Here is a 20,661-nt window from a genome sequence, read left to right as displayed (position 1 = left end):
TATGATGACGACAAAAACGCAAACACTCAATCCAGCCACAATGCCGTTGCAGGGCGTTAGCCTGATCGAAGCGTCCGCGGGAACGGGCAAAACCTATACTATGGCGTCCTTGTATATTCGCTTGCTGTTACAAGCAGGGGAGAACTGTTTTAGCCAGCCGCTATCGGTGGATAAAATTCTCGTGGTAACCTTTACTGAAATGGCAACGCAAGAGCTGCGCGAGCGTATTCGTGCAAGGATTTACCATAGCAAACAGCTGCTTTTGCAATATCAAACAACACAGGATTTGGACGTGTTTAGCCAAGGTGGCGATCCTTTGCTTGGCGAGCTTGTACAAAGTTTGCCGGATATTCCTTTGGCGATTCAACGCCTTAACTGGGCGGAGCAGAGTATGGATACCGCCGCGATTTACACGATCCACAGTTTTTGTCGCCGTATGCTAATGCAATATGCCTTTAATTCGGGCGTGCATTTTAATTTAGAGTTGGTTACTGATGAAAGTGATTTGCTCGCACGCTTAACCAATGAATTTTGGCGTGAAACCTTTTATCATCAGCCTGTCATCGTGGCGAAATGGGTTTATGAAAACTTAAAATCGCCGCAGGAATTACTGAAAAAAATTAAGGATTATTTAGACAAAGAAGCCTTTGATGTGGCACTTTCTGATCCAAGTCTGCTTGAACTTTCTCTTGATGAATTTCTCCAACAACATTTATTGGCTCGCTATAAGGATATTGATGAGTTTAAGCAAGAGTGGTTGGCGAATGAGCAAGAATTATTGGAGCTTTTGGCACAAAATCAAAAAGATGGACACCATACAAAAGGTCGCTTTGAAAAAATGCGTAAATGGGCATTAGATCCTAGTGATATTGATTTACCTAAGGATAAAAATGGTAAATATAAAGAATTATTAACCCATTTCATCGCAAGCAAAATTAAAGAAAATACAAAAAAAGGTAAAGAGCCGCTTGAACATCATATTTTCGACCAAGCAGAAAGGTTATTAAACCAATCAGAAGAAAAGGCACTTTTCTTGCCCATTGTGCTTTACCATTCCATTCAAACTATTCGACAAAAATTATTTGATTACAAAAATCATCACACGCAAAAAAGCTTTGATGATTTGTTGCGTTTAGTGCGAGAAGGCTTATGTGGCGAGAATGGGCAAGAATTAGCCGCGCTGATTCGCAATCAATATCCCTTTGCAATGATTGATGAGTTTCAGGATACGGATGCTCAACAGTATCAAATTTTCTCTAAAATTTATATTGAAAATCAAACACCACAATCAGGCTTTATAATGATTGGTGATCCAAAGCAATCCATTTATAAATTCCGTGGCGCAGATATTTTTACTTATTTTAAGGCTTCGCAACAAGCCAATCAGCGTTTTACACTGAAAGAAAACTGGCGTTCCACCGCCGCATTAATTCAATGTGTTAATGGGATTTTTGATTTTGAACAGCCTGCGCCATTTTTATTTGATGAAATTCCGTTTGATCCTGTAAAAGCCGGGAAAAATCTACCGCACTTTAACCTTAACGGACAAGATCAGCCCGCTTTAAGTTGCTATTTAGGCGATGCGTATAATCAAGAGCAATTTGCCGAAACCTGTGCCATTTCCATTCAACAATGGTTAAAAAGTGCGGTGCAAAATCACGCAAAATTTGGTGATGAGCCATTGCAAGCCAAAAATATCGCGGTGTTAGTGCGCAGTTGGAAAGAAGCGCTGAGCGTTAAAACTGCCTTGCAAAATTTAGGCATTGCTTCGGTGTATTTGTCGGATAAAAGCAATGTGTTTGACAGCGAAACCGCGCAGGAATTGGCGTTAATTTTGCAGGCTTGTTTAAACCCATTGAATGAGCGCCACATTCTCAATGCCATTGCCACCCGGTTATTTGGCTTAACCAGTGCGGAAATTTATCAAATCAAGCAAGATGAAAATCTGTGGGAACACTGGGTGGAAGCTTTTTTTGCCTATCAAAAAAGCTGGCAACAAAAAGGCATTTTGGTGATGTTGCACCAATTATTGTTAAATGAAGAAAATCCACTCACTCAACGCTTGCTTGTGCGTAGCCAAGGGGAGCGTATTTTAACCGACTTCTTACACTTGGCAGAGCTTTTGCAGCAAGCCAGCCGTTTAAATGAAAGCGAAGCCGCCTTATTGCGTTGGTTTGAAAAGCAAATACAAGGCACAGATCGAATGCAAGAAAGCATTCGTTTAGAAAGCGAACGAGATTTAGTGAAAATCGTGACGATTCACAAATCAAAAGGCTTGGCTTACGATTTGGTATGGCTGCCCTTTATTGCCGCCCCTGCGAAAGGCGTCAAAGATACCATCACCACCTATTATGCGGTAGAACAAGATCAAGTGTTGTGGGATATGGAAAATCAGCAGTCGGTGCTGGTTTTGAAAGAAAATTTGGCAGAGGAAATGCGCTTGCTTTATGTGGCGCTCACCCGAGCCAAATACCAAGTGGCGTGTTGTCTGCCGCAATCCTTTGAGAAAAAATGGAATGGATTGCTTTATGCCCTAAGCCAAGGGGCGATAGGCGAAAAAATAACATTCTCTGGAGCCTATGACACCAACTCATTATTGCAAGCCTTACAACAAAAAGTGGGTGAGCAGAATGTTGCCATTCACAGCATTGAAGATCTTGAAGCAAGCGCGCCTTTGGTTTCCACTTCTCACGATCAAACCTTTAGCCCTGCTATATTTAACGGTAACATTGAATATCATTGGGGAGTAACCAGTTTCACCGATATGGTGCATAAGCATCAGCGTAATAAATTGAAATTACAGGCAGAAAATGAAAGTGCGGGGCAAATTTCGTCAGTTTTTGATCAAGGTAAGGATTACGATTTCAATGTGCCGCCAACAGCAAATTTAAGCGAAGAAAATACGCCACCACAAGAAAATGAAAATGCTTATCCGCAAGGCTATAGCCCTTTTGATTTGCCAAGCGGCGTGCGCGTGGGGACGATTTTGCACCGTTATTTAGAAAAAAATACCGCACAATCCGCCCTTGATGAGCAAAACCTTGCCAAATTATGCCAACTGTTACAGCTTGATGAGCAGTGGATTTCCACCTTGCAACAATGGTTTCACGCCATTTATCACAGCCCATTATTGTCTGGGGAAAGCTTAACCCTTGCCCAAATTCAGCAACAAGATTGCTTAAAAGAAATGCAATTTTATTTGAAACTCAATAAGGCCTTTGACGCTACGGCGTTTAACCGAGCCTTGCAAGATTATCACCCATATTCTTCGCAAAATCTGATTTTTGAGCGTTTGCAAGGAATGTTGCGCGGTTTTATTGATCTCGTGTTTCGTCATCAGGGAAAATATTATGTGTTGGATTACAAATCAAATTTACTTGGTCATCAAATGGAAAATTATCAGCCTACGCAGTTGCCTGAAGTGATGAAAAACGGTTTTTATGACTGGCAATATTTGCTTTACACCTTGGCGTTGCACCGCTATTTACAAAGCCGCGATCCAGATTATCAATATGAGCGAGATTTTGGTGGCGTGATTTATACGTTCTTGCGTGGAATGAATGGACAAGATCAAAACGGTATTTATTTTGATAAGCCAGATTGGCGGCTAATTCAAGCCTTGGAGGAATTGTTTTAATGCTTGGGCTAATTAAAGAACTGAAAGAAAAAGGCGTGTTTAGCGAGGCCGATTACCATTTTGCACGGCTGATCGCCGAAAAACAACAAGGTAAATCCTATTCCTTACACCAACAAAATTTAGCGATTTTATTGGCGGCGTTGTGCAACTATTCTTATTTGCAGGGGCATAGCTGTTTGTTGCTTGAAGAAAATCTGCTACAGAATTTGTTGCCTTACAGCGAACGAGAATACGCAAACCGCATTAATGAACAAATAGGTTTTCTGCCCGTTACTCAATGGATTGCAGAATTGCAGGATCATATTGCGTTTACCACTGATCCAAAAAGCAAGGTTTCACCTTTGGTATTTCAGTTTAACGCTTTATATTTTTATCGCATTTGGCAAGATGAATATCGCGTGGCGGAATATTTTGCTAATGCTATTAAACGTGTCGAACAGGGAACAAAACAGCAAAGTGCGGTGCAAAATTCAGCAATTTTTGACCGCACTTTTGATCCGCAAGCCATCGCCAGCATTTTGCAAAAATATTTTCCAGCTTCACCACAACCAAGGCAAATTAACTGGCAAGAAATTGCGGTGGCAATGGCGCTGAAGCAGCCTTTCACCTTAATCAGTGGTGGGCCGGGAACAGGTAAAACCACCACCGTAACGCGCTTGTTACTTGCCTTGCAGGAGTTGTATCAGCAAGGTTTGCGTATAAAATTGGTTGCACCAACAGGTAAAGCTACAGCGCGGTTAAAAGAGAGTATGGACAATTCCTTAGCTCGTCTGCAAGCAGAGCTAGCCTTGCCCGAAAGCTTAATTGCAGCCATTCCCACCCAGCCTGAAACCTTGCACCGCTTGCTTGGCGTGCGTTTTTATGAAGAAATGCCACGTCATAATAAGCAAAACCCTTTGCTTATTGATGTGCTGGTGGTGGACGAATCTTCAATGATTGATTTATCCCTAATGGCGAAATTGTTACAGGCTCTAAAACCGCAAACTAAATTGATTTTGTTAGGCGATAAAGATCAGCTTGCTTCCGTGGAGGCAGGGGCAATTTTGGCGGAGCTAGGCAAATTTCTTGTGCAGGGATATAGCCCTGATTTTGTGGCTTATTTACAACAAACCACAGGGCAACATTTGCCAGCGATGGAGAAAGGAAATCCAATTCGCGATCATCTTTGCCATTTAACCCAAAGCCATCGTTTTGATGAACATTCCGCCATTGGTCAGCTCGCAAAACTGATTAATCAAGGCAAAGCTGAAGAAAGCTGGCAGCTGTTACAAGCAGGGGATTTGGCGAAAAGTGATGTTGTAACAAACTCACCCTTAACCTTAGTGGATTTTATGCAATTTGCACAAGAGATGGACGTGAATACGGTGGCGTATCAGCAATATTGTGCCAACCTAATTGTGAAAAGTGCGGTGCAAAATTACGCTGATTTTTTAACCTTAATTCAGCAAATTACGGCGCAAAATCAGCCGTTAGATTCAGAAAAAATTCAGCAAATTTTCACCGCATTTAATAAAGTGCGTTATCTTACTGCATTACGCGTAGGGGAGTTGGGCAGTGAGAAACTCAATCAACTGATTGCGGAAGGCTTGCGTGCAAAAGGCTTAGTGCAATTTAATCAACCGCGTGAGCATTATCTCGGCAAACCTATTATGATCACGCAAAATGACAGCAACGTAGGCTTATATAATGGCGATGTGGGGCTGTATTTATTGAGTGTTAATGAGCAAGGTAACGCACGCGGGCATTTTTATTTTGAAAATGGCAAACGCGAATTAGCTAGCCGTATTCCAAGCCACGAACCCGCTTTTGTGATGACCGTACATAAATCGCAAGGTTCTGAATTTGATCACGCTTTTATGGTGTTGCCCACTGAACCCAACCCGATTTTATCCCGCGAATTGGTTTACACTGGCATTACGCGCGCCAAAAGCCAAGCTACTGTGTTTAGCACAGAACAAAGCTGGAAAAGTGCGGTAAGAAAACCAACCAAACGGCAAAGTGGGTTATCCTCGTTGTTGCAAGCAATGCTATAAAGCGAGTAAGACGCATTGATTATTGCTTAAAATAAAAAATCGCCATTATGTCTTTTGACTTAATGGCGATTTTTATGTGCTAAGTTATATGATTATTGCGTTGCTTGGATTGCTGTTAATGCAATGGTGTACACAATATCATCGACTAATGCACCGCGAGAAAGGTCGTTCACTGGCTTACGCATACCTTGTAGCATCGGACCAATAGAAACGAGATCCGCAGAGCGTTGTACCGCTTTATAAGTGGTGTTACCTGTATTTAGATCTGGGAATACAAATACGGTGGCTTTACCCGCAACTGGTGAGTTTGGCGCTTTAGAACGTGCCACATCTTCCATAATTGCCGCATCGTATTGTAATGGGCCGTCAATGATAAGATCTGGGCGTTTTTCTTGGGCGATGCGGGTGGCTTCTTTCACTTTTTCTACGTCTGCACCACTGCCTGATGTGCCTGTAGAGTAGGAAATCATTGCCACTTTTGGATCGATACCAAAGGCTTTTGCGGAATCCGCAGACTGAATAGCAATTTCAGCCAGTTGTTCGGCATTTGGATCCGGGTTTACCGCACAGTCTCCATAAACCAGCACTTGATCTGGCAGTAGCATAAAGAAGATAGAAGAAACAATCGAATTACCCGGCGCAGTCTTGATAATTTGCATTGGTGGACGAATGGTGTTCGCTGTGGTGTGAACCGCACCTGAAACCAAGCCATCAACTTCGTTGGCTTCTAACATCATTGTGCCAAGTACTACGGTGTCTTCTAGTTGCTCACGGGCAAGCGCTTCGGTCATACCTTTGTTTTTACGCAGTTCGACTAAACGTGCCACATAGTTTTCACGCACGCTTGCTGGATCAATAATGGTGATACCTTTGCCTAATTGTACGCCCTGTGCTTCTGCTACACGTTGAACATCAGCAGGGTTAGCTAAAAGCACACATTCTGCAATACCACGTTCTGCACAAAGGGCAGCAGCTTTGATAGTACGCGGCTCGTCCCCTTCAGGCAATACAATGCGTTTTTTCGCTTGGCGTGCTAATTCGGTTAATTGGAAACGGAACGCTGGTGGTGATAAGCGGCGTTGGCGAGAAGACTCTGCCACGATTGAATTAACAAAGTCTGCATCAAATTGTTGGCTCGTGTATTGTTTAATGCTTTCAATACGTTCTTTATCATCGACTGGCACTTCAAGGTTGAAGCTTTGTAATGCAAGAGCGGTCTGCCAAGTGTTGCCTTCAATACGGAAAATTGGTAAACCTGAGCTTTCAAATGTTGGTTGGCAAAGTTTCTTGATTTGATTATCGATTTTGTAGCCACCTGTAAGTAGAAGGCCACCTAATTCAATACCATTACTTGCCGCTAGTGCGGAAGCAACCAATACATCAGGGCGATCTGCCGAAGTAACAAGTAAGCTACCGTTGCGGAAGTGTTCCACCATATTTGGTAAACTTCTTGCACAGAAAGTAATGCTACGAATACGGCGTGTTTGAATATCGCCTTCATTGATAATTGCTGCACCTAAATGTTTTACTAGATCAATAACACGGGTTGCAATCAATTCTGCATTCCAAGGAATGCAAGCAAGTACTTTAATTGGGCTTTTTTCAAATAGTTTGTACACTTCAGCCACGTTGCTATGGCTATGTTGATAAGCATCAAAAATCTCACTTAAATCAGGACGAGTGCGGCCAGATTCATCAATTGGTGCGTTGAATTTGTTGATAACCACACCCAGTAAGTTTTTGTTATTTTTACCACCAAATTGTGAAGCAGCGGCTTCTACACGTTCTTTCAGCTGCGCTGGCGTTTCTGTTGAAGGGGCAGCAACCAAAATGATTTCTGCATCTAGCGCTTGGGCAATTTCATAGTTAATGCTGTTGGCATAGCTATGTTTACGCGTTGGGATTAAACCTTCAACAATGATAATTTCATTGTTTTTAGCTAATTGTTGGTGATTTTCAACAATTTTCTCTAATAAAACATCAGATTGATTTTGTCCGATTAAGCTTTCCGCCACGCTTAGCATAAATGGCTCAGCGGTTTCAATAGAAGTGCTAGTACGAACGATAGAAGTGCTGCGATCAAGTTTATCTTCGCCAGTATTTGGTTGTGAAATAGGTTTCATAAAACCAATTTTCGCGCCTTTTTCTTCAAGCGAACGAATTAAACCAAGGCTAACACTGGTTAAACCAACGCCAGCACTCACAGGAATAAGAATAATTGTGCGAGACATAATAAACCTTCAGGTTAAATGATGAAAAAGAAACTGCCGAATAATTCGGCAGTCTGTTTATAAAATTAGCTACAAAGTTTTGCAGTATCTTGTGCGATTACTAATTCTTCGTTTGTTGGGATAACCATTGCCACAGGGGTGTTATCTGCGGTGATCACGCCTTCGTTACCAAAACGTGCTGCAAGGTTTTTGTCGTTATCTAGTTTATAGCCGAAGAGTTTTAAATGCTCTAAGGTTTTTTCACGAACAAGTCCTGAGTTTTCACCAATACCACCCGTAAACACGATAGCATCTAAACGCTCACCGATAACCGCCATATATGAACCGATATATTTTGCTAAACGGTAGCTGAATACATCTAATGCACGTTTTGCTGCGGCTTCTGCATCATAGTTTTCTTCGGCATAACGACAGTCGCTAGTTACTTCTGTTAAACCTAATAAGCCTGATTTTTTGGTTAATAGAGTGTTGATTTCTTCAACACTCATACCTAGATTGTCGTGTAGGTAGAAAATGATTGCGGGATCTAAATCACCAGAACGCGTCCCCATCACTAAGCCTTCTAATGGGGTTAAGCCCATTGACGTATCAATACATTTACCGTGACGAACGGCAGCTACAGAGGCACCGTTACCTAAGTGACAAGTGATCACATTAACTTGATCCGCTGGCACATTTAAACGCTCCGCGGCTTGCTGGCTTACATAGTAATGGCTTGTACCGTGCGCCCCATAGCGGCGAACACCGTGCTCTTTATATAAAGAATAAGGAATTGCATAAAGATAAGCTTCTTCAGGCATTGTTGTATGGAATGCTGTATCAAAAACCGCCACGTTTTTATCTTTTAAGTGCGGGAACATTTTGAACGCTTCTTCAATACCAATTAAGTGAGCTGGGTTGTGTAATGGTGCAAATTGGATCGCATCTTTAATACCTTGAATCACTTCATCATTGATAACAACAGAAGAAGTGAATTTTTCACCACCGTGAACAATACGATGACCAATTGCTACAATTTCATCTTTTAATGATGGATCGAGTGGGAAAATATTGTTCACAATAAATGCAAGCGCTTCACTGTGTGCCGCACCAGCACCTAATTCGGCATTGCCTTTTTCACCGTGTAATTTCCACTTAATACGTGCATCAGGTAAATGGAATGCTTCTGCTAAACCAGATAATTTTTCTTCACCCGTTACCGGATCTAAAATTGAAAATTTAAGTGATGAACTACCGCAGTTAAGTACGAGAACTAATTTTTGAGACATAAGTAACCTATCTTTAATTAAGTTAAAAGGAATCCGTCTAAAATAGCCTAAACGGAGCGACATATAAAAGTCGTTAGATCTTGCATAGGATACACTGTTCACTCAATAAAATAAATTCTCAAGGCAGAAAAAATACGATATTTATCAAAAAAATGATTAAAAATTAAAATTTTTTTATAAAAAATAAAATTGAAGTAAAGAAGAAGGAAAAGAAAAGAATGAGCTATAATGCCCAAATTGATTACCGTTCAGCATAACAAGGAAAACAATGAAATTTTTCACCGCACTTCAACAAGGACAACAATATCTCGACACTTGGCCGTTAATGCCTAAATTGGGAATGATTTTCCCCGAAAATCGCGTAATTAAAGCCACTCTGTTTTCACAAAAGTTGATGCCATTTTTGGCAGTGTTTGCATTGGTATGGCAACAAATGTATGCCAAAGGGGATATGGTGGCACTGGCGGCAACAATATTAACGGCACTTTTTTCTTTGTGTTTACCTTTGCAAGGGCTTTATTGGCTCGGCAAGCGTGCGAAAACACCATTGCCTCAACAAAGTGCGGTGCAATTTTTGCAAATTTGTCAGCAGTTAGAAAAAGTCGGAAGTGGTGTCAAGATGCCAGAGAAACCGACTTATCAAGATCTCGCGTTCGTACTAAAAAAGGCGGTACAAAAATTGCCCGCAGACGTTTGGCAATCCTTATAATGCTCTTAATATGTGCTTTGTTGATCCCGCTAAAAGCGAGTGATATAGTACGGCACTTTTTAACCTTTAGGATAAAAAACTGCAAATAATGCTACGCAAACGTTTTCGTTTTTTGCTAGAATAGCGCGGTCATAAATATCCTATCTATTGTAGAGATTATTTTCGTGAACAATTATTTAGATTTTATTATTATCGGAATTATTGCTTTTTCTATTATTGTCAGCCTTTTGCGTGGTTTCGTGCGTGAGGTGATGTCCCTTGCAAGCTGGGTCGTCGCTTTTTTGGTCGCAAATCATTTTTATCCTTATGTTGCCAACTTTTTAACTCAAATTGAATCAGGCTATATTCGTAATGGCGTAGCCATTGCCATCTTATTTATTGCCACTTTAATCATTGGGGCAATTGTGAATTATTTAATTAGCCAACTGGTAGATAAAACCGGGTTATCTGGCACAGATCGTGTATTAGGTGGCTGTTTTGGCTTATTACGTGGGGTATTGATTGTTGCGGCACTCTTATTCTTTGTCGATACCTTTACTAACTTTAGTCAAAGTGATGTGTGGAAAGAATCAAAATTAATCCCGCACTTTGGCTTTATTGTGGAATGGTTCTTTCAAAAAATTCAGGAAAATTCCAGTTTATTAAACTCAACATTAACTCAATAGGGGATAACACGAATGTGTGGTATTGTCGGTATAGTGGGGACAAGCCCTGTCAATGAAGCAATTTATAATGCCTTAACGGTTCTTCAACACCGAGGGCAAGATGCGGCAGGAATTGTCACTATTGATGATGAAAATCGCTTCCGTTTACGTAAGGCAAATGGGCTGGTAAGTGATGTTTTCCAGCAAGTACATATGCTACGTTTGCAAGGCAATGCTGGCATTGGGCACGTTCGTTATCCGACTGCGGGCAGTTCCAGTGTTTCTGAGGCGCAGCCTTTTTATGTAAACTCACCTTATGGCTTAAGCCTTGTTCATAACGGTAATTTAACGAACTCTGAACAACTGAAAAAGACCTTATACGAACGCGCTCGCCGCCACGTTAATACCAATTCTGATTCAGAGATTTTGCTCAATATTCTTGCTTATCATCTTGATCATATTTATACCCAGCATCTTTCGCCTGAAGACATTTTCCACGCCATTAAAGCGACACACAATGATATTCGTGGTGCTTATGCCTGCGTGGCAATGATTATCGGACACGGAATGGTGGCGTTTCGCGATCCTAATGGTATCCGCCCTTTGGTGTTAGGAAAGCGAGAAGAGAATGGTAAAACAGAATATATTTTTGCGTCAGAAAGCACCGCACTTGATGTAGTTGGCTTTGAATTTGTACGCGATATTCAACCAGGTGAAGCAGTTTATATCACCTTTGATGGCCAATTTTATGCACAACAATGTGCGGATAATCCAAAATTAACGCCGTGCATTTTTGAGTATGTTTATTTTGCTCGTCCAGATTCCTATATTGATGGCGTTTCTGTCTATGCCGCACGTGTGCATATGGGTAAATATTTAGGCGAAAAAATTGCCCGTGAATGGCCAGATTTAGACATTGATGTGGTGATCCCTGTGCCTGAAACCTCCAATGATATTGCTTTACAAATCGCCCATATTTTAAACAAACCTTATCGTCAAGGTTTTGTGAAAAATCGCTATGTAGGGCGTACCTTTATTATGCCGGGGCAAACGCAGCGCGTAAGTGCAGTACGCCGCAAACTGAATACCATTTCATCTGAGTTTAAAGGCAAAAATGTGCTATTAGTGGATGATTCCATTGTACGCGGTACCACCTCAGAGCAAATTGTGGATATGGCGCGTGCGGCGGGGGCGAAAAAAATCTATTTTGCTTCAGCGGCACCAGAAATTCGTTATCCAAATGTGTACGGCATTGATATGCCAACAAAACACGAACTCATTGCTTATGGAAGAGAAGTGGACGAAATTGCCAAACTCATTGGCGTGGATAAATTGATTTTCCAAGATCTTGATGCGCTTACTCAATCTGTTCAGCAAGAAAATCCTGCGATTAAAGATTTTGATTGCTCAGTATTCACTGGAAAATATGTTACAGGGGACATTACGCCAGAATATCTTGATCATATCGCTGATTTACGCAATGATAGTGCCAAGAAAAAGCGTGAGAAAGACGCAACCAATCTTGAAATGCACAACGAGAGCTAATGAGCAAACAACGTTTAATTATTGCCATCACAGGCGCTTCAGGGGCGATTTATGCCATACGTTTATTGGAAGTATTGAAAAACGTCCCTGATCTTGAAACCCATTTAATTATCAGCAACGCTGCTAAGCAAACCCTAAGCGCAGAAACGGATTACAGCGTTCAACAAGTGCGCGCCTTGGCGGATCAGACCTATGATGTGCGCGATATTGGTGCCGCAATTTCTTCGGGATCTTACCGCACTTTGGGAATGGTGATTCTGCCTTGTTCAATCAAAACCTTATCAGGCATTGCGCACAGTTACACCGATGATCTCATCACCCGCGCCGCAGACGTATGTTTAAAAGAGCGCAAGCCGCTTTTTCTTTGCGTACGCGAAACACCGCTACATTTAGGCCATTTACGCCTAATGACCCAAGCCGCAGAAATTGGCGCCACCATAATGCCCTTAATGCCCGCCTTTTATCATCGCCCTGAAAGCATTGATGATATTATCAACCAAAGCATCAACCGCCTTTGCGATCAATTTGGCATTGCGCTAGAACAAGATTTATTCCAACGCTGGGGTGAAAGCTAAAAGGGAAGCAAATTAGCTCTAACACGAAAGTGAAATTGAGAAATTATCGATAAGATAGACTTAAATTCTACGCTCTATCTCTATCTAAGAGTGGAAAAGTGCGGTGCAATTTAAGTCTATTTTTTATCAAAAACTCACAAAATTTTCACCGCACTTTGGTGTGTATTAATCACGCGGATCAGGATTATCTAACACGGTTTGGCTTTGATTTTGGCGGAATTGTTGTAAACGTGCCGCAAGCTCAGGATTGAAACGAGCTAAGATTTGTGCAGCTAATAATCCCGCATTTGCCGCGCCGGCCGCACCAATAGCTAAAGTGCCAACGGGAATGCCTTTTGGCATTTGCACGATAGAATAAAGACTATCCACACCATTTAACGTGGCACTTTTCACGGGTACACCCAACACAGGCACAAGGGTTTTTGCTGCGATCATTCCTGGTAAATGCGCTGCGCCACCTGCACCTGCAATAATCACTTTATAGCCATTTTTTTCGGCATCTTCAGCAAATTGGAATAATTTATCTGGTGTGCGGTGTGCAGAAACAATCTCAATATGATGGGGAACATTGAGATCCGTGAGAATTTGTGCGGCTTCCTGCATTGTCGCCCAATCACTTTTTGACCCCATTACAATGGCAATTTCAGCATTTTGGCTTGGTTTTTGGTCTAGCATAGTTTTTCCTATTCACAACAAAAATTAACAAAAAACAACCGCACTAGAATAGCATATCTTAAGCCTTGTAAGCAAACGATTGCCTAAGGTGGTAGCAAGAGGACTGATTGGTGAAAAATGAGTGAGGTAAGCAAATTAAGTAATCGCAGAACGGTTTGTTTTTCTTGCAACTTTGGGCTAAAAATCTTATCCTAACAACAATTTTTCTACCTTAATCTTAAAAGATTTCATATTGGATAACCTTCTTAAAACAACAAGCATACTAGGTGTCATATATGCAGACAAAAGCTAAATATAGAAAAGATTATCGCTCGCCAGATTTTACCGTAACGGATATTTTCTTGGATTTTCAATTAGATCCAGAAAAAACCGTGGTAACCGCTAAAAGCCAGTATCAACGTTTAAACCCAGAAGCAACCCGTTTGCGTTTAGACGGCCATAGTTTTCAATTTGCGGCGATTCGTTTAAATGAGGAAGATTTCAAACATTATCAACAAGATAGCGAAAGTCTAACGTTAGATTTAAGTAGTTTGAAAGAAAGTGCGGCGCAATTTGAGTTAGAAATTGTCACCTATCTGAAACCTGCCGAGAATACCTCATTACAAGGCTTATATCAATCAGGTGATGCCCTTTGTACACAATGTGAAGCAGAGGGATTCCGTCAAATTACCTATATGCTTGATCGCCCCGATGTGCTAGCGCGTTACACCACCAAAATTACCGCAGAAAAAGCTAAATACCCTTATTTATTATCTAACGGCAACCGTATTGCCAGTGGGGAATTGGACAATGGTTTTCACTGGGTGGAATGGCAAGATCCTTTCCCAAAACCGAGCTATTTGTTTGCTTTAGTGGCAGGAGATTTTGATGTTTTACAAGACAGTTTTATCACCCAAAGTGGCCGTGAAGTGAAACTTGAGCTTTATGTGGATCGCGGCAATTTAGATCGTGCCGATTGGGCGATGCACAGCCTGAAAAAATCAATGAAATGGGACGAAGAACGCTTCGGGCTAGAATATGATTTAGATATTTATATGATTGTTGCGGTAGATTTCTTCAATATGGGCGCAATGGAAAACAAAGGCTTGAATATTTTTAACGATAAATTCGTGTTAGCCAATCCTCAAACCGCCACAGATGAAGATTATTTAGCCATTGAAAGCGTGATCGCTCACGAATATTTCCATAACTGGACGGGCAATCGTGTTACTTGTCGTGATTGGTTTCAGTTAAGTTTGAAAGAAGGTTTAACCGTGTTCCGAGATCAAGAATTTTCTTCTGATACGGGATCGCGTGCGGTAAATCGCATTAATAATGTGAAATTCTTGCGTACCGTGCAATTTGCGGAAGACGCTAGCCCAATGTCGCACCCAATTCGCCCTGAAAAAGTGATTGAAATGAATAATTTCTACACCGTAACCGTGTATGAAAAAGGGGCAGAAGTGATTCGTATGTTGCATACCTTGCTAGGTGAACAAGGTTTCCAAGCGGGAATGCGAGAGTATATCGCACAAAACGATGGTAAAGCCGCCACCTGTGAAGATTTTGTGCAAGCAATGGAAAAAGCCAATGACGTTGATCTTAGCCAGTTCCGCCGTTGGTATAGCCAATCCGGTACGCCAGAGCTCACCATTAGTGATAGCTATGATGAGCGCTCTCATACTTATCGCCTGCAAGTTTCACAGCATACGCCAGCAACCGCCGATCAAATGGATAAAGTGAATTTGCATATTCCATTAAAAATCGCCCTTTATGATGAGCAAGGTATTATGCAATCTTTGCAATATCATGGCGAATTAGTGAGTGATGTGCTAGATGTAACGGAACAAACGCAAACCTTTGAATTTCATAATATTTATTCACGTCCAGTGCCAGCCTTGTTGTGTGATTTTTCTGCGCCAGTGCGATTAGATTATGATTACAGCACCAAGCAGCTTATCACCTTATTGAAATTTGCGAAAAATGACTTCGTTCGTTGGGACGCAGCACAAATGCTATTTAGCAATGAGTTACGTCGTAACTTATCGCAATATCAACAAGGGCAACCTCTTGAATTTTCTCAAGAAATTTTGACCGCACTTCATCAAGTGTTAGAAAATCATCAGAAAGATCCTGAATTAACCACCTTAATTCTGACCTTACCAAAAGAAACGGAATTTGCGGAATTATTCAAAACCATTGATCCTGAAGGCATCGCGGTGGTGCGTGAGTTTATGTTGCGTACATTAGCGGACTATTTGAAATCAGATTTATTCCGAATTTATCAGCAAATTCATTTGGAAGATTATCGCGTGGTGCAACAAGATATTGCCTTGCGTGCTTTGCGTAATCTTTGCCTGAATTATTTGGCTTACACTCATTTAGGCAATAATTTAGTGTATAAGCACTATGTAAACGCAAATAATATGACCGATTGTTTGGCCGCGTTATCGGTGGCGACCAAAGCACAGTTGCCTTGCCGTGATGAATTATTGGCGGATTTTGAACAAAAATGGCAGCACGATGGTTTGGTGATGGATAAATGGTTCACCTTGCAAGCTACGCGCCCTGATGCTGATGTACTACAAATTGTGGTGCAGTTGATGGATCACCCAAGTTTTAACTTTAACAATCCAAACCGTGTACGCGCCTTAGTGGGCAGTTTTGCTAGCCAAAATCCACGCGCATTCCACGCCGCGGACGGCTCGGGTTACCGTTTCTTAACGGATATTTTAATTCGTTTAAATGAAACCAATCCGCAAGTGGCATCAAGATTAATTGAGCCATTAATTCGCTTTAAACGTTATGATGCACAGCGTCAAACCTTGATGAAACGTGCCTTAGAACGCTTGAGTGAAGTAGAAAATCTGTCTAAGGATTTATTCGAAAAAATCGAAAAAGCCTTGCAATAATCCAATATAAAAGTGCGGTCAAAAATCACCGCACTTTTTTACAGTTTAACTATCCAGTGAGATAAACGAGTGAATATGTATCCTTTAATCCGAAAAGCGCTTTTCAGTCTTGACGCTGAAAATGCCCACAATTTAACTATTCAGCTATTAAAACTGGCTGGCAAACCGCCTTTTGTAACCCTAATGAAAGCCTTATTAGCTTGTCCGCAAGGGCAGGAAAGAACGGTAATGGGTGTGAAGTTTAAGAATCCCATTGGCTTGGCCGCAGGGGCGGATAAAAATGCCGAAGCTATTGACGGCTTTGGCGCATTGGGATTTGGCTTTATTGAAGTGGGAACGGTAACACCGCTTGGGCAAGAGGGCAATCCCAAGCCACGCCAGTTTCGTTTAATTGAAGCGGAAGGCATTATTAATCGCAACGGCTTTAATAATCAGGGCATTGATTATGTGATTGAAAATGTGAAAAAATCGCGTTTTGACGGGGTTATCGGCATCAACATCGGGAAAAATAAAATTACCCCCATTGAACGCGGTAAAGAGGATTATCTTTATTGCTTAAACAAAGCCTACAACTATGCGGATTACATCACCGTGAATATTTCATCGCCCAACACGCCTGATTTACGCCAGTTGCAATATGGCGATGCGTTAGAAGATTTATTGCAAAGCATTAAGTCGCGCCAGCAAATTTTGGCAAGCCAATATAATAAATATGTGCCGATTGCAGTGAAAATTGCGCCAGATTTAACGGAAACCGAATTGGTACAAATTGCTGATACGTTACGACGTAACAAGATTGATGGTGTGATCGCCACCAATACCACCATTGCGCGCGACAATGTACAAGGCTTGAAAAATGCGACAGAAATTGGCGGCCTAAGCGGTAAGCCGTTGCAACAAAAAAGCACGCAAATCATCGCTCGATTACATCAAGAATTAAACACCGAAATCCCAATTATCGGCAGTGGCGGCATAGACAGCGTTGCCAGCGCGCAAGAAAAAATGGCAGCAGGTGCGCAATTATTGCAAGTGTATTCAGGCTTGATTTATCAAGGGCCGGCGTTAATTAAAGAATTGGTTAAGCATTGTTAATTGATGCGGCAGGCGAGAGATTTACACAGTACTTGAAATGGCAATAAATAAGCCTATATTAAGGAATAAGGCGATTAACAGGGCGGGCGAATGTCCGCCTTTATTTTTTATCTTTTTAAGGCGGAAAATCACAAAAAAATGACCGCACTTTTTCATTTTATTTAGGAACAAAAATGCAAAAAATTTATGATTTACATTGCCATAGCAGCGCATCAGATGGGGTATTAAGCCCTAAAGAGGTGGTGCAGCGCGCTTATGACAATCAAGTGTCCGTGCTGGCTTTAACCGACCACGACAGTGTGGCTGGCTTAGATGAAGCACAAGCACAGGCAGATTTATTAGGGATCACACTGATTAATGGGGTGGAAATTTCTACTCAATGGGAAAATCGTGCCATTCATATTGTGGGGTTAGATTTTGATAAAACTCACCCAAAAATGACCGCACTTTTGCAGCAGCAAGCAGAAAAACGCTTAGAAAGAGCGGTGAAAATTGGTGAGAAATTAGCGAAGTTAGGCGTTGAAAATGCCTTTGACGGAGCGAAAAAATTCACCCAAGGGGAAGTGACCCGAGCGCATTATGCGCGCTATTTAGTGGAAATCGGCAAAGTTTCTAATATTAATCAGGCCTTCAAACGTTATCTAGGGCAAGGGAAATCAGCTTATGTAAAAGCGGAATGGGTGGATATTCCTAGCGCGATTGACATTATTCACCAAGCAGGCGGTGTAGCGGTGTTAGCGCACCCATTGCGCTATACCTTAACCACCAAATGGCTCAAAAAACTGATTGCGGATTTTGCCCAAAGTGGAGGCGATGCCATTGAAGTTTCTGGCTGCGGACAAACTAAAGATCAACGCTTATTGCTGGCACGCTGGGCGCTTGAACAAGGTTTGCTTGGCTCTGTTGGGTCGGATTTTCATTTCCCTTGTGGTTGGATTGAATTAGGACGTTCTCTTGAATTGCCAGAAAATGTGCTACCTGTTTGGCAGAAATTTCGCACTATTTTGTAAATTCCTTGTAAAACAAGTTGAATTTGCTTTGGTTTAAGTGTAATTTATGCATTACATTTATTGTAAATAAAAATTTACACTTTAATTTTGAGTAGGAAAGAAAAATGAACAATGTAAATCACAAAGACAGTATTCATAATGTAAATATTATTAATGAAAAAGTGCTAATCACGCCAAGTGAACTGAAAGAAAAATTACCGTTACCGCAGCATTTACGTCATCAAATTGAGCAATCACGCACTGATATTGCCAATATCATTCATAAAAAAGATAACCGTTTATTAGTGGTGATTGGCCCTTGTTCGATTCACGATCCCCTTTCTGCGTTAGATTACGCAAAACGTTTGAAAGCTTTATCTGATGAGCTAAAAGACGAGCTGTACATTGTTATGCGTGTATATTTTGAGAAACCGCGTACCACCGTGGGTTGGAAAGGCTTAATTAACGATCCGAAAATTGATGGCAGTTTCGATGTGGAACACGGTTTACACATTGCCCGTGAACTTTTGTTAGAGCTGGCGGAAATGGGTTTGCCACTTGCCACCGAAGCACTTGATCCAATCACGCCACAATATATGGCAGATTTATTCAGCTGGTCAGCCATTGGTGCAAGAACCACGGAATCGCAAACTCACCGTGAACTGGCGTCAGGCTTATCAATGGCGGTGGGATTTAAAAATGGTACGGACGGTAGCATTGCCACTGCGATTAATGCGATGAAAGCGTCCGCAATGGGGCATAGCTTTATTGGTATTAACCAGCAAGGGCAGGTGAACTTGCTCAACACCGCAGGCAATCCAAACGGACACATTATTTTGCGTGGTGGAAAAGCGCCAAATTACCAAGCGGAATTTATTCAACAAGCAGAACAAGAATTACAAAAAGCAGGCTTAGAAGCTGCCATTATGGTGGATTGCAGTCACGGCAACTCGAATAAAGATTACCGCCGCCAGCCGATTGTGGCAGAAGATGTTACGCAGCAAATCGCCAATGGCAACCAATCCATTATTGGCGTGATGCTAGAAAGCCATATCAACGCAGGTAACCAAAGTGCTGAGCAGCCAGTAAGCGAAATGCAATATGGTGTGTCAATTACTGATGCTTGCATTGATTGGGAAACCAGCGAGCAATTATTACGTCAAATGGCACAAGCATTGAGCAAAAAATAACTGGCAAAATCATCAGACTGTAAAGAAATAAGGACAATAACGTGGACGCCCTAAAAGAACTGCGTACAGAAATTGATACACTGGATCAAGAATTATTGCAATTATTCGCAAAACGCTTGGCATTGGTAAAAAAAGTGGGGGAAATTAAACATCAACACGGCTTACCCATTTATGTGCCAAATCGTGAAGCAGAAATGTTGCAAGCAAGACGGCAAGAAGCGGAAAAACTTGGCGTACCGCCTGATTTAATCGAAGATGTATTACGCCGTTTAATGCGCGAATCTTACACCAGAGAAAATCAATTTGGCTTTAAAACCGTTAATCCCAACATCAAAAAAATTGTGATTGTGGGAGGAAAAGGCAAGCTAGGCGGATTATTCGCACGTTATCTGCAACTTTCTGGTTATCAAGTAGAAAGTTTAGGGCGAAAGGATTGGGACAACGCCGCGCAGATTTTATCGGGCGCAGATGTAGTTATTGTGTCCGTACCTATCGTAAACACGGTGGAAACCATTGAACGTCTTGCACCTTATTTAACAGAAAATATGTTGCTCACCGATCTCACCTCGGTGAAAAAAGCGCCGCTTGCCAAAATGCTGGAAGTGCATAAAGGGGCAGTGGTGGGCTTGCACCCAATGTTCGGGCCAGATATTGCAAGTATGGCGAAACAAGTGGTGGTGCGTTGTGATGGGCGTTATCCAGAACGCTATCAATGGCTATTAGATCAAATCAGCATTTGGGGAGCGAAAATTTATCAAGTGGACGCCGCCGAACACGATCAAAGTATGACTTACATTCAAGCCTTACGCCACTTTGCCACCTTTGCCAACGGTCTGCATTTATCCAAACAACCTGTGGAATTGGCGAAACTATTAGCCTTATCTTCGCCAATTTACCGCTTAGAACTGGCAATGATCGGACGCTTGTTCGCCCAAGATGGCGCATTATACGCAGATATTATTATGGATAAACCAGAAAACCTTGAAGTGATCGAAAGCCTAAAACAAAGCTATGAAGAAAGCCTAAAATTCTTTGAACAAGGCGATAAACAAGGTTTTATCCAAGCTTTCGAGCAAGTACGCGATTGGTTCGGTGATTATTCTGAACAATTCTTAAAAGAAAGCCGCCAATTATTGCAGCAGGCGAATGATTATAGACAACATTAAGTAAAATAAAAAACTG

14 protein-coding genes are annotated in these 20,661 nt (G+C 41.6%); 11 read left to right on the top strand and 3 right to left on the bottom strand.

What is annotated here, in order from left to right:
* The first annotated feature begins 4 nt into the window (after window positions 1-4).
* Together recB and recD are read left to right on the top strand one after the other, a co-directional pair.
* Window positions 5-3,637 (top strand): exodeoxyribonuclease V subunit beta, encoded by a 3,633-nt coding sequence (recB, locus tag L5B76_RS01140; RefSeq protein WP_265755502.1) that lies wholly within the window; start codon window positions 5-7, stop codon window positions 3,635-3,637.
* On the top strand, window positions 3,637-5,670 hold the full coding sequence (recD, locus tag L5B76_RS01135; RefSeq protein WP_265753914.1) for an exodeoxyribonuclease V subunit alpha: 2,034 nt from the start codon (window positions 3,637-3,639) through the stop codon (window positions 5,668-5,670). The genes recB and recD overlap by 1 nt, the downstream gene beginning before the upstream one ends.
* Before the next feature lie 92 nt (window positions 5,671-5,762).
* On the opposite strand, the gene pta is transcribed toward recD, so the two are convergent.
* The gene (pta, locus tag L5B76_RS01130) at window positions 5,763-7,901 is read right to left on the bottom strand and encodes a phosphate acetyltransferase (RefSeq protein WP_265753913.1); all 2,139 of its coding nucleotides are present in this window, start codon (window positions 7,899-7,901) and stop codon (window positions 5,763-5,765) included.
* Window positions 7,902-7,966: 65 nt separating this feature from the next.
* Window positions 7,967-9,169 (bottom strand): acetate kinase, encoded by a 1,203-nt coding sequence (locus tag L5B76_RS01125; RefSeq protein ID WP_265753912.1) that lies wholly within the window; start codon window positions 9,167-9,169, stop codon window positions 7,967-7,969.
* A 268-nt stretch (window positions 9,170-9,437) separates the two neighbouring features.
* On the opposite strand from L5B76_RS01125, the gene yfbV reads away from it, so the two are divergent.
* The 4 genes from yfbV (at window position 9,438) to L5B76_RS01105 (ending at window position 12,642) form a co-directional block, all read left to right on the top strand.
* Window positions 9,438-9,878 carry a terminus macrodomain insulation protein YfbV gene (gene yfbV, locus L5B76_RS01120; RefSeq protein ID WP_265753911.1) on the top strand — a complete coding sequence of 147 codons (441 nt, stop codon included), beginning with the start codon at window positions 9,438-9,440 and terminating at the stop codon, window positions 9,876-9,878.
* A 164-nt stretch (window positions 9,879-10,042) separates the two neighbouring features.
* The gene (locus L5B76_RS01115) at window positions 10,043-10,543 is read left to right on the top strand and encodes a CvpA family protein (protein WP_250350294.1); all 501 of its coding nucleotides are present in this window, start codon (window positions 10,043-10,045) and stop codon (window positions 10,541-10,543) included.
* Between the two features lie 12 nt (window positions 10,544-10,555).
* Complete coding sequence (gene purF, locus L5B76_RS01110) at window positions 10,556-12,067, top strand: amidophosphoribosyltransferase (RefSeq protein WP_265753910.1); 1,512 nt, start codon at window positions 10,556-10,558, stop codon at window positions 12,065-12,067.
* Entirely contained in the window at window positions 12,067-12,642 is a 576-nt protein-coding gene (locus L5B76_RS01105; protein ID WP_265753909.1) for a UbiX family flavin prenyltransferase, read from the top strand. The genes purF and L5B76_RS01105 overlap by 1 nt, the downstream gene beginning before the upstream one ends.
* Before the next feature lie 165 nt (window positions 12,643-12,807).
* Here L5B76_RS01105 and purE read toward each other — a convergent pair whose 3' ends face one another.
* Window positions 12,808-13,317, bottom strand: a complete 510-nt coding sequence (purE, locus tag L5B76_RS01100; RefSeq protein ID WP_265753908.1) for a 5-(carboxyamino)imidazole ribonucleotide mutase — start codon at window positions 13,315-13,317, stop codon at window positions 12,808-12,810.
* A 275-nt stretch (window positions 13,318-13,592) separates the two neighbouring features.
* Between purE and pepN the strand changes: the two genes are divergently transcribed.
* The 5 genes from pepN (at window position 13,593) to tyrA (ending at window position 20,645) form a co-directional block, all read left to right on the top strand.
* Entirely contained in the window at window positions 13,593-16,208 is a 2,616-nt protein-coding gene (pepN, locus tag L5B76_RS01095) for an aminopeptidase N (RefSeq protein ID WP_265753907.1), read from the top strand.
* A gap of 75 nt (window positions 16,209-16,283) precedes the next feature.
* Window positions 16,284-17,300 (top strand): quinone-dependent dihydroorotate dehydrogenase, encoded by a 1,017-nt coding sequence (gene pyrD, locus L5B76_RS01090; RefSeq protein ID WP_265753906.1) that lies wholly within the window; start codon window positions 16,284-16,286, stop codon window positions 17,298-17,300.
* Between the two features lie 173 nt (window positions 17,301-17,473).
* Window positions 17,474-18,310, top strand: a complete 837-nt coding sequence (gene rnm, locus L5B76_RS01085) for an RNase RNM (RefSeq protein ID WP_265753905.1) — start codon at window positions 17,474-17,476, stop codon at window positions 18,308-18,310.
* Between the two features lie 104 nt (window positions 18,311-18,414).
* A complete protein-coding gene (locus L5B76_RS01080; RefSeq protein ID WP_265753904.1) occupies window positions 18,415-19,479 on the top strand; it encodes a 3-deoxy-7-phosphoheptulonate synthase in 1,065 nt (354 codons plus the stop codon).
* 41 nt (window positions 19,480-19,520) lie between these two features.
* On the top strand, window positions 19,521-20,645 hold the full coding sequence (gene tyrA / locus L5B76_RS01075) for a bifunctional chorismate mutase/prephenate dehydrogenase (RefSeq protein ID WP_265753903.1): 1,125 nt from the start codon (window positions 19,521-19,523) through the stop codon (window positions 20,643-20,645).
* The last annotated feature ends 16 nt before the right edge of the window (window positions 20,646-20,661 follow it).

Source organism: Avibacterium sp. 21-594, assembly GCF_026226815.1.
GTDB lineage: Bacteria > Pseudomonadota > Gammaproteobacteria > Enterobacterales > Pasteurellaceae > Avibacterium > Avibacterium avium.
This window is presented reverse-complemented; position numbering and strand designations above follow the sequence as displayed.

Coding starts and splice junctions, on each gene's coding strand:
- recB (WP_265755502.1), top strand. CDS start 5: ATGACGACAAAAACGCAAACACTCAATCCAGCCACAATGCCGTTGCAG.
- recD (WP_265753914.1), top strand. CDS start 3,637: ATGCTTGGGCTAATTAAAGAACTGAAAGAAAAAGGCGTGTTTAGCGAG.
- pta (WP_265753913.1), bottom strand. CDS start 7,901: ATGTCTCGCACAATTATTCTTATTCCTGTGAGTGCTGGCGTTGGTTTA.
- L5B76_RS01125 (WP_265753912.1), bottom strand. CDS start 9,169: ATGTCTCAAAAATTAGTTCTCGTACTTAACTGCGGTAGTTCATCACTT.
- yfbV (WP_265753911.1), top strand. CDS start 9,438: ATGAAATTTTTCACCGCACTTCAACAAGGACAACAATATCTCGACACT.
- purF (WP_265753910.1), top strand. CDS start 10,556: ATGTGTGGTATTGTCGGTATAGTGGGGACAAGCCCTGTCAATGAAGCA.
- L5B76_RS01105 (WP_265753909.1), top strand. CDS start 12,067: ATGAGCAAACAACGTTTAATTATTGCCATCACAGGCGCTTCAGGGGCG.
- purE (WP_265753908.1), bottom strand. CDS start 13,317: ATGCTAGACCAAAAACCAAGCCAAAATGCTGAAATTGCCATTGTAATG.
- pepN (WP_265753907.1), top strand. CDS start 13,593: ATGCAGACAAAAGCTAAATATAGAAAAGATTATCGCTCGCCAGATTTT.
- pyrD (WP_265753906.1), top strand. CDS start 16,284: ATGTATCCTTTAATCCGAAAAGCGCTTTTCAGTCTTGACGCTGAAAAT.
- rnm (WP_265753905.1), top strand. CDS start 17,474: ATGCAAAAAATTTATGATTTACATTGCCATAGCAGCGCATCAGATGGG.
- L5B76_RS01080 (WP_265753904.1), top strand. CDS start 18,415: ATGAACAATGTAAATCACAAAGACAGTATTCATAATGTAAATATTATT.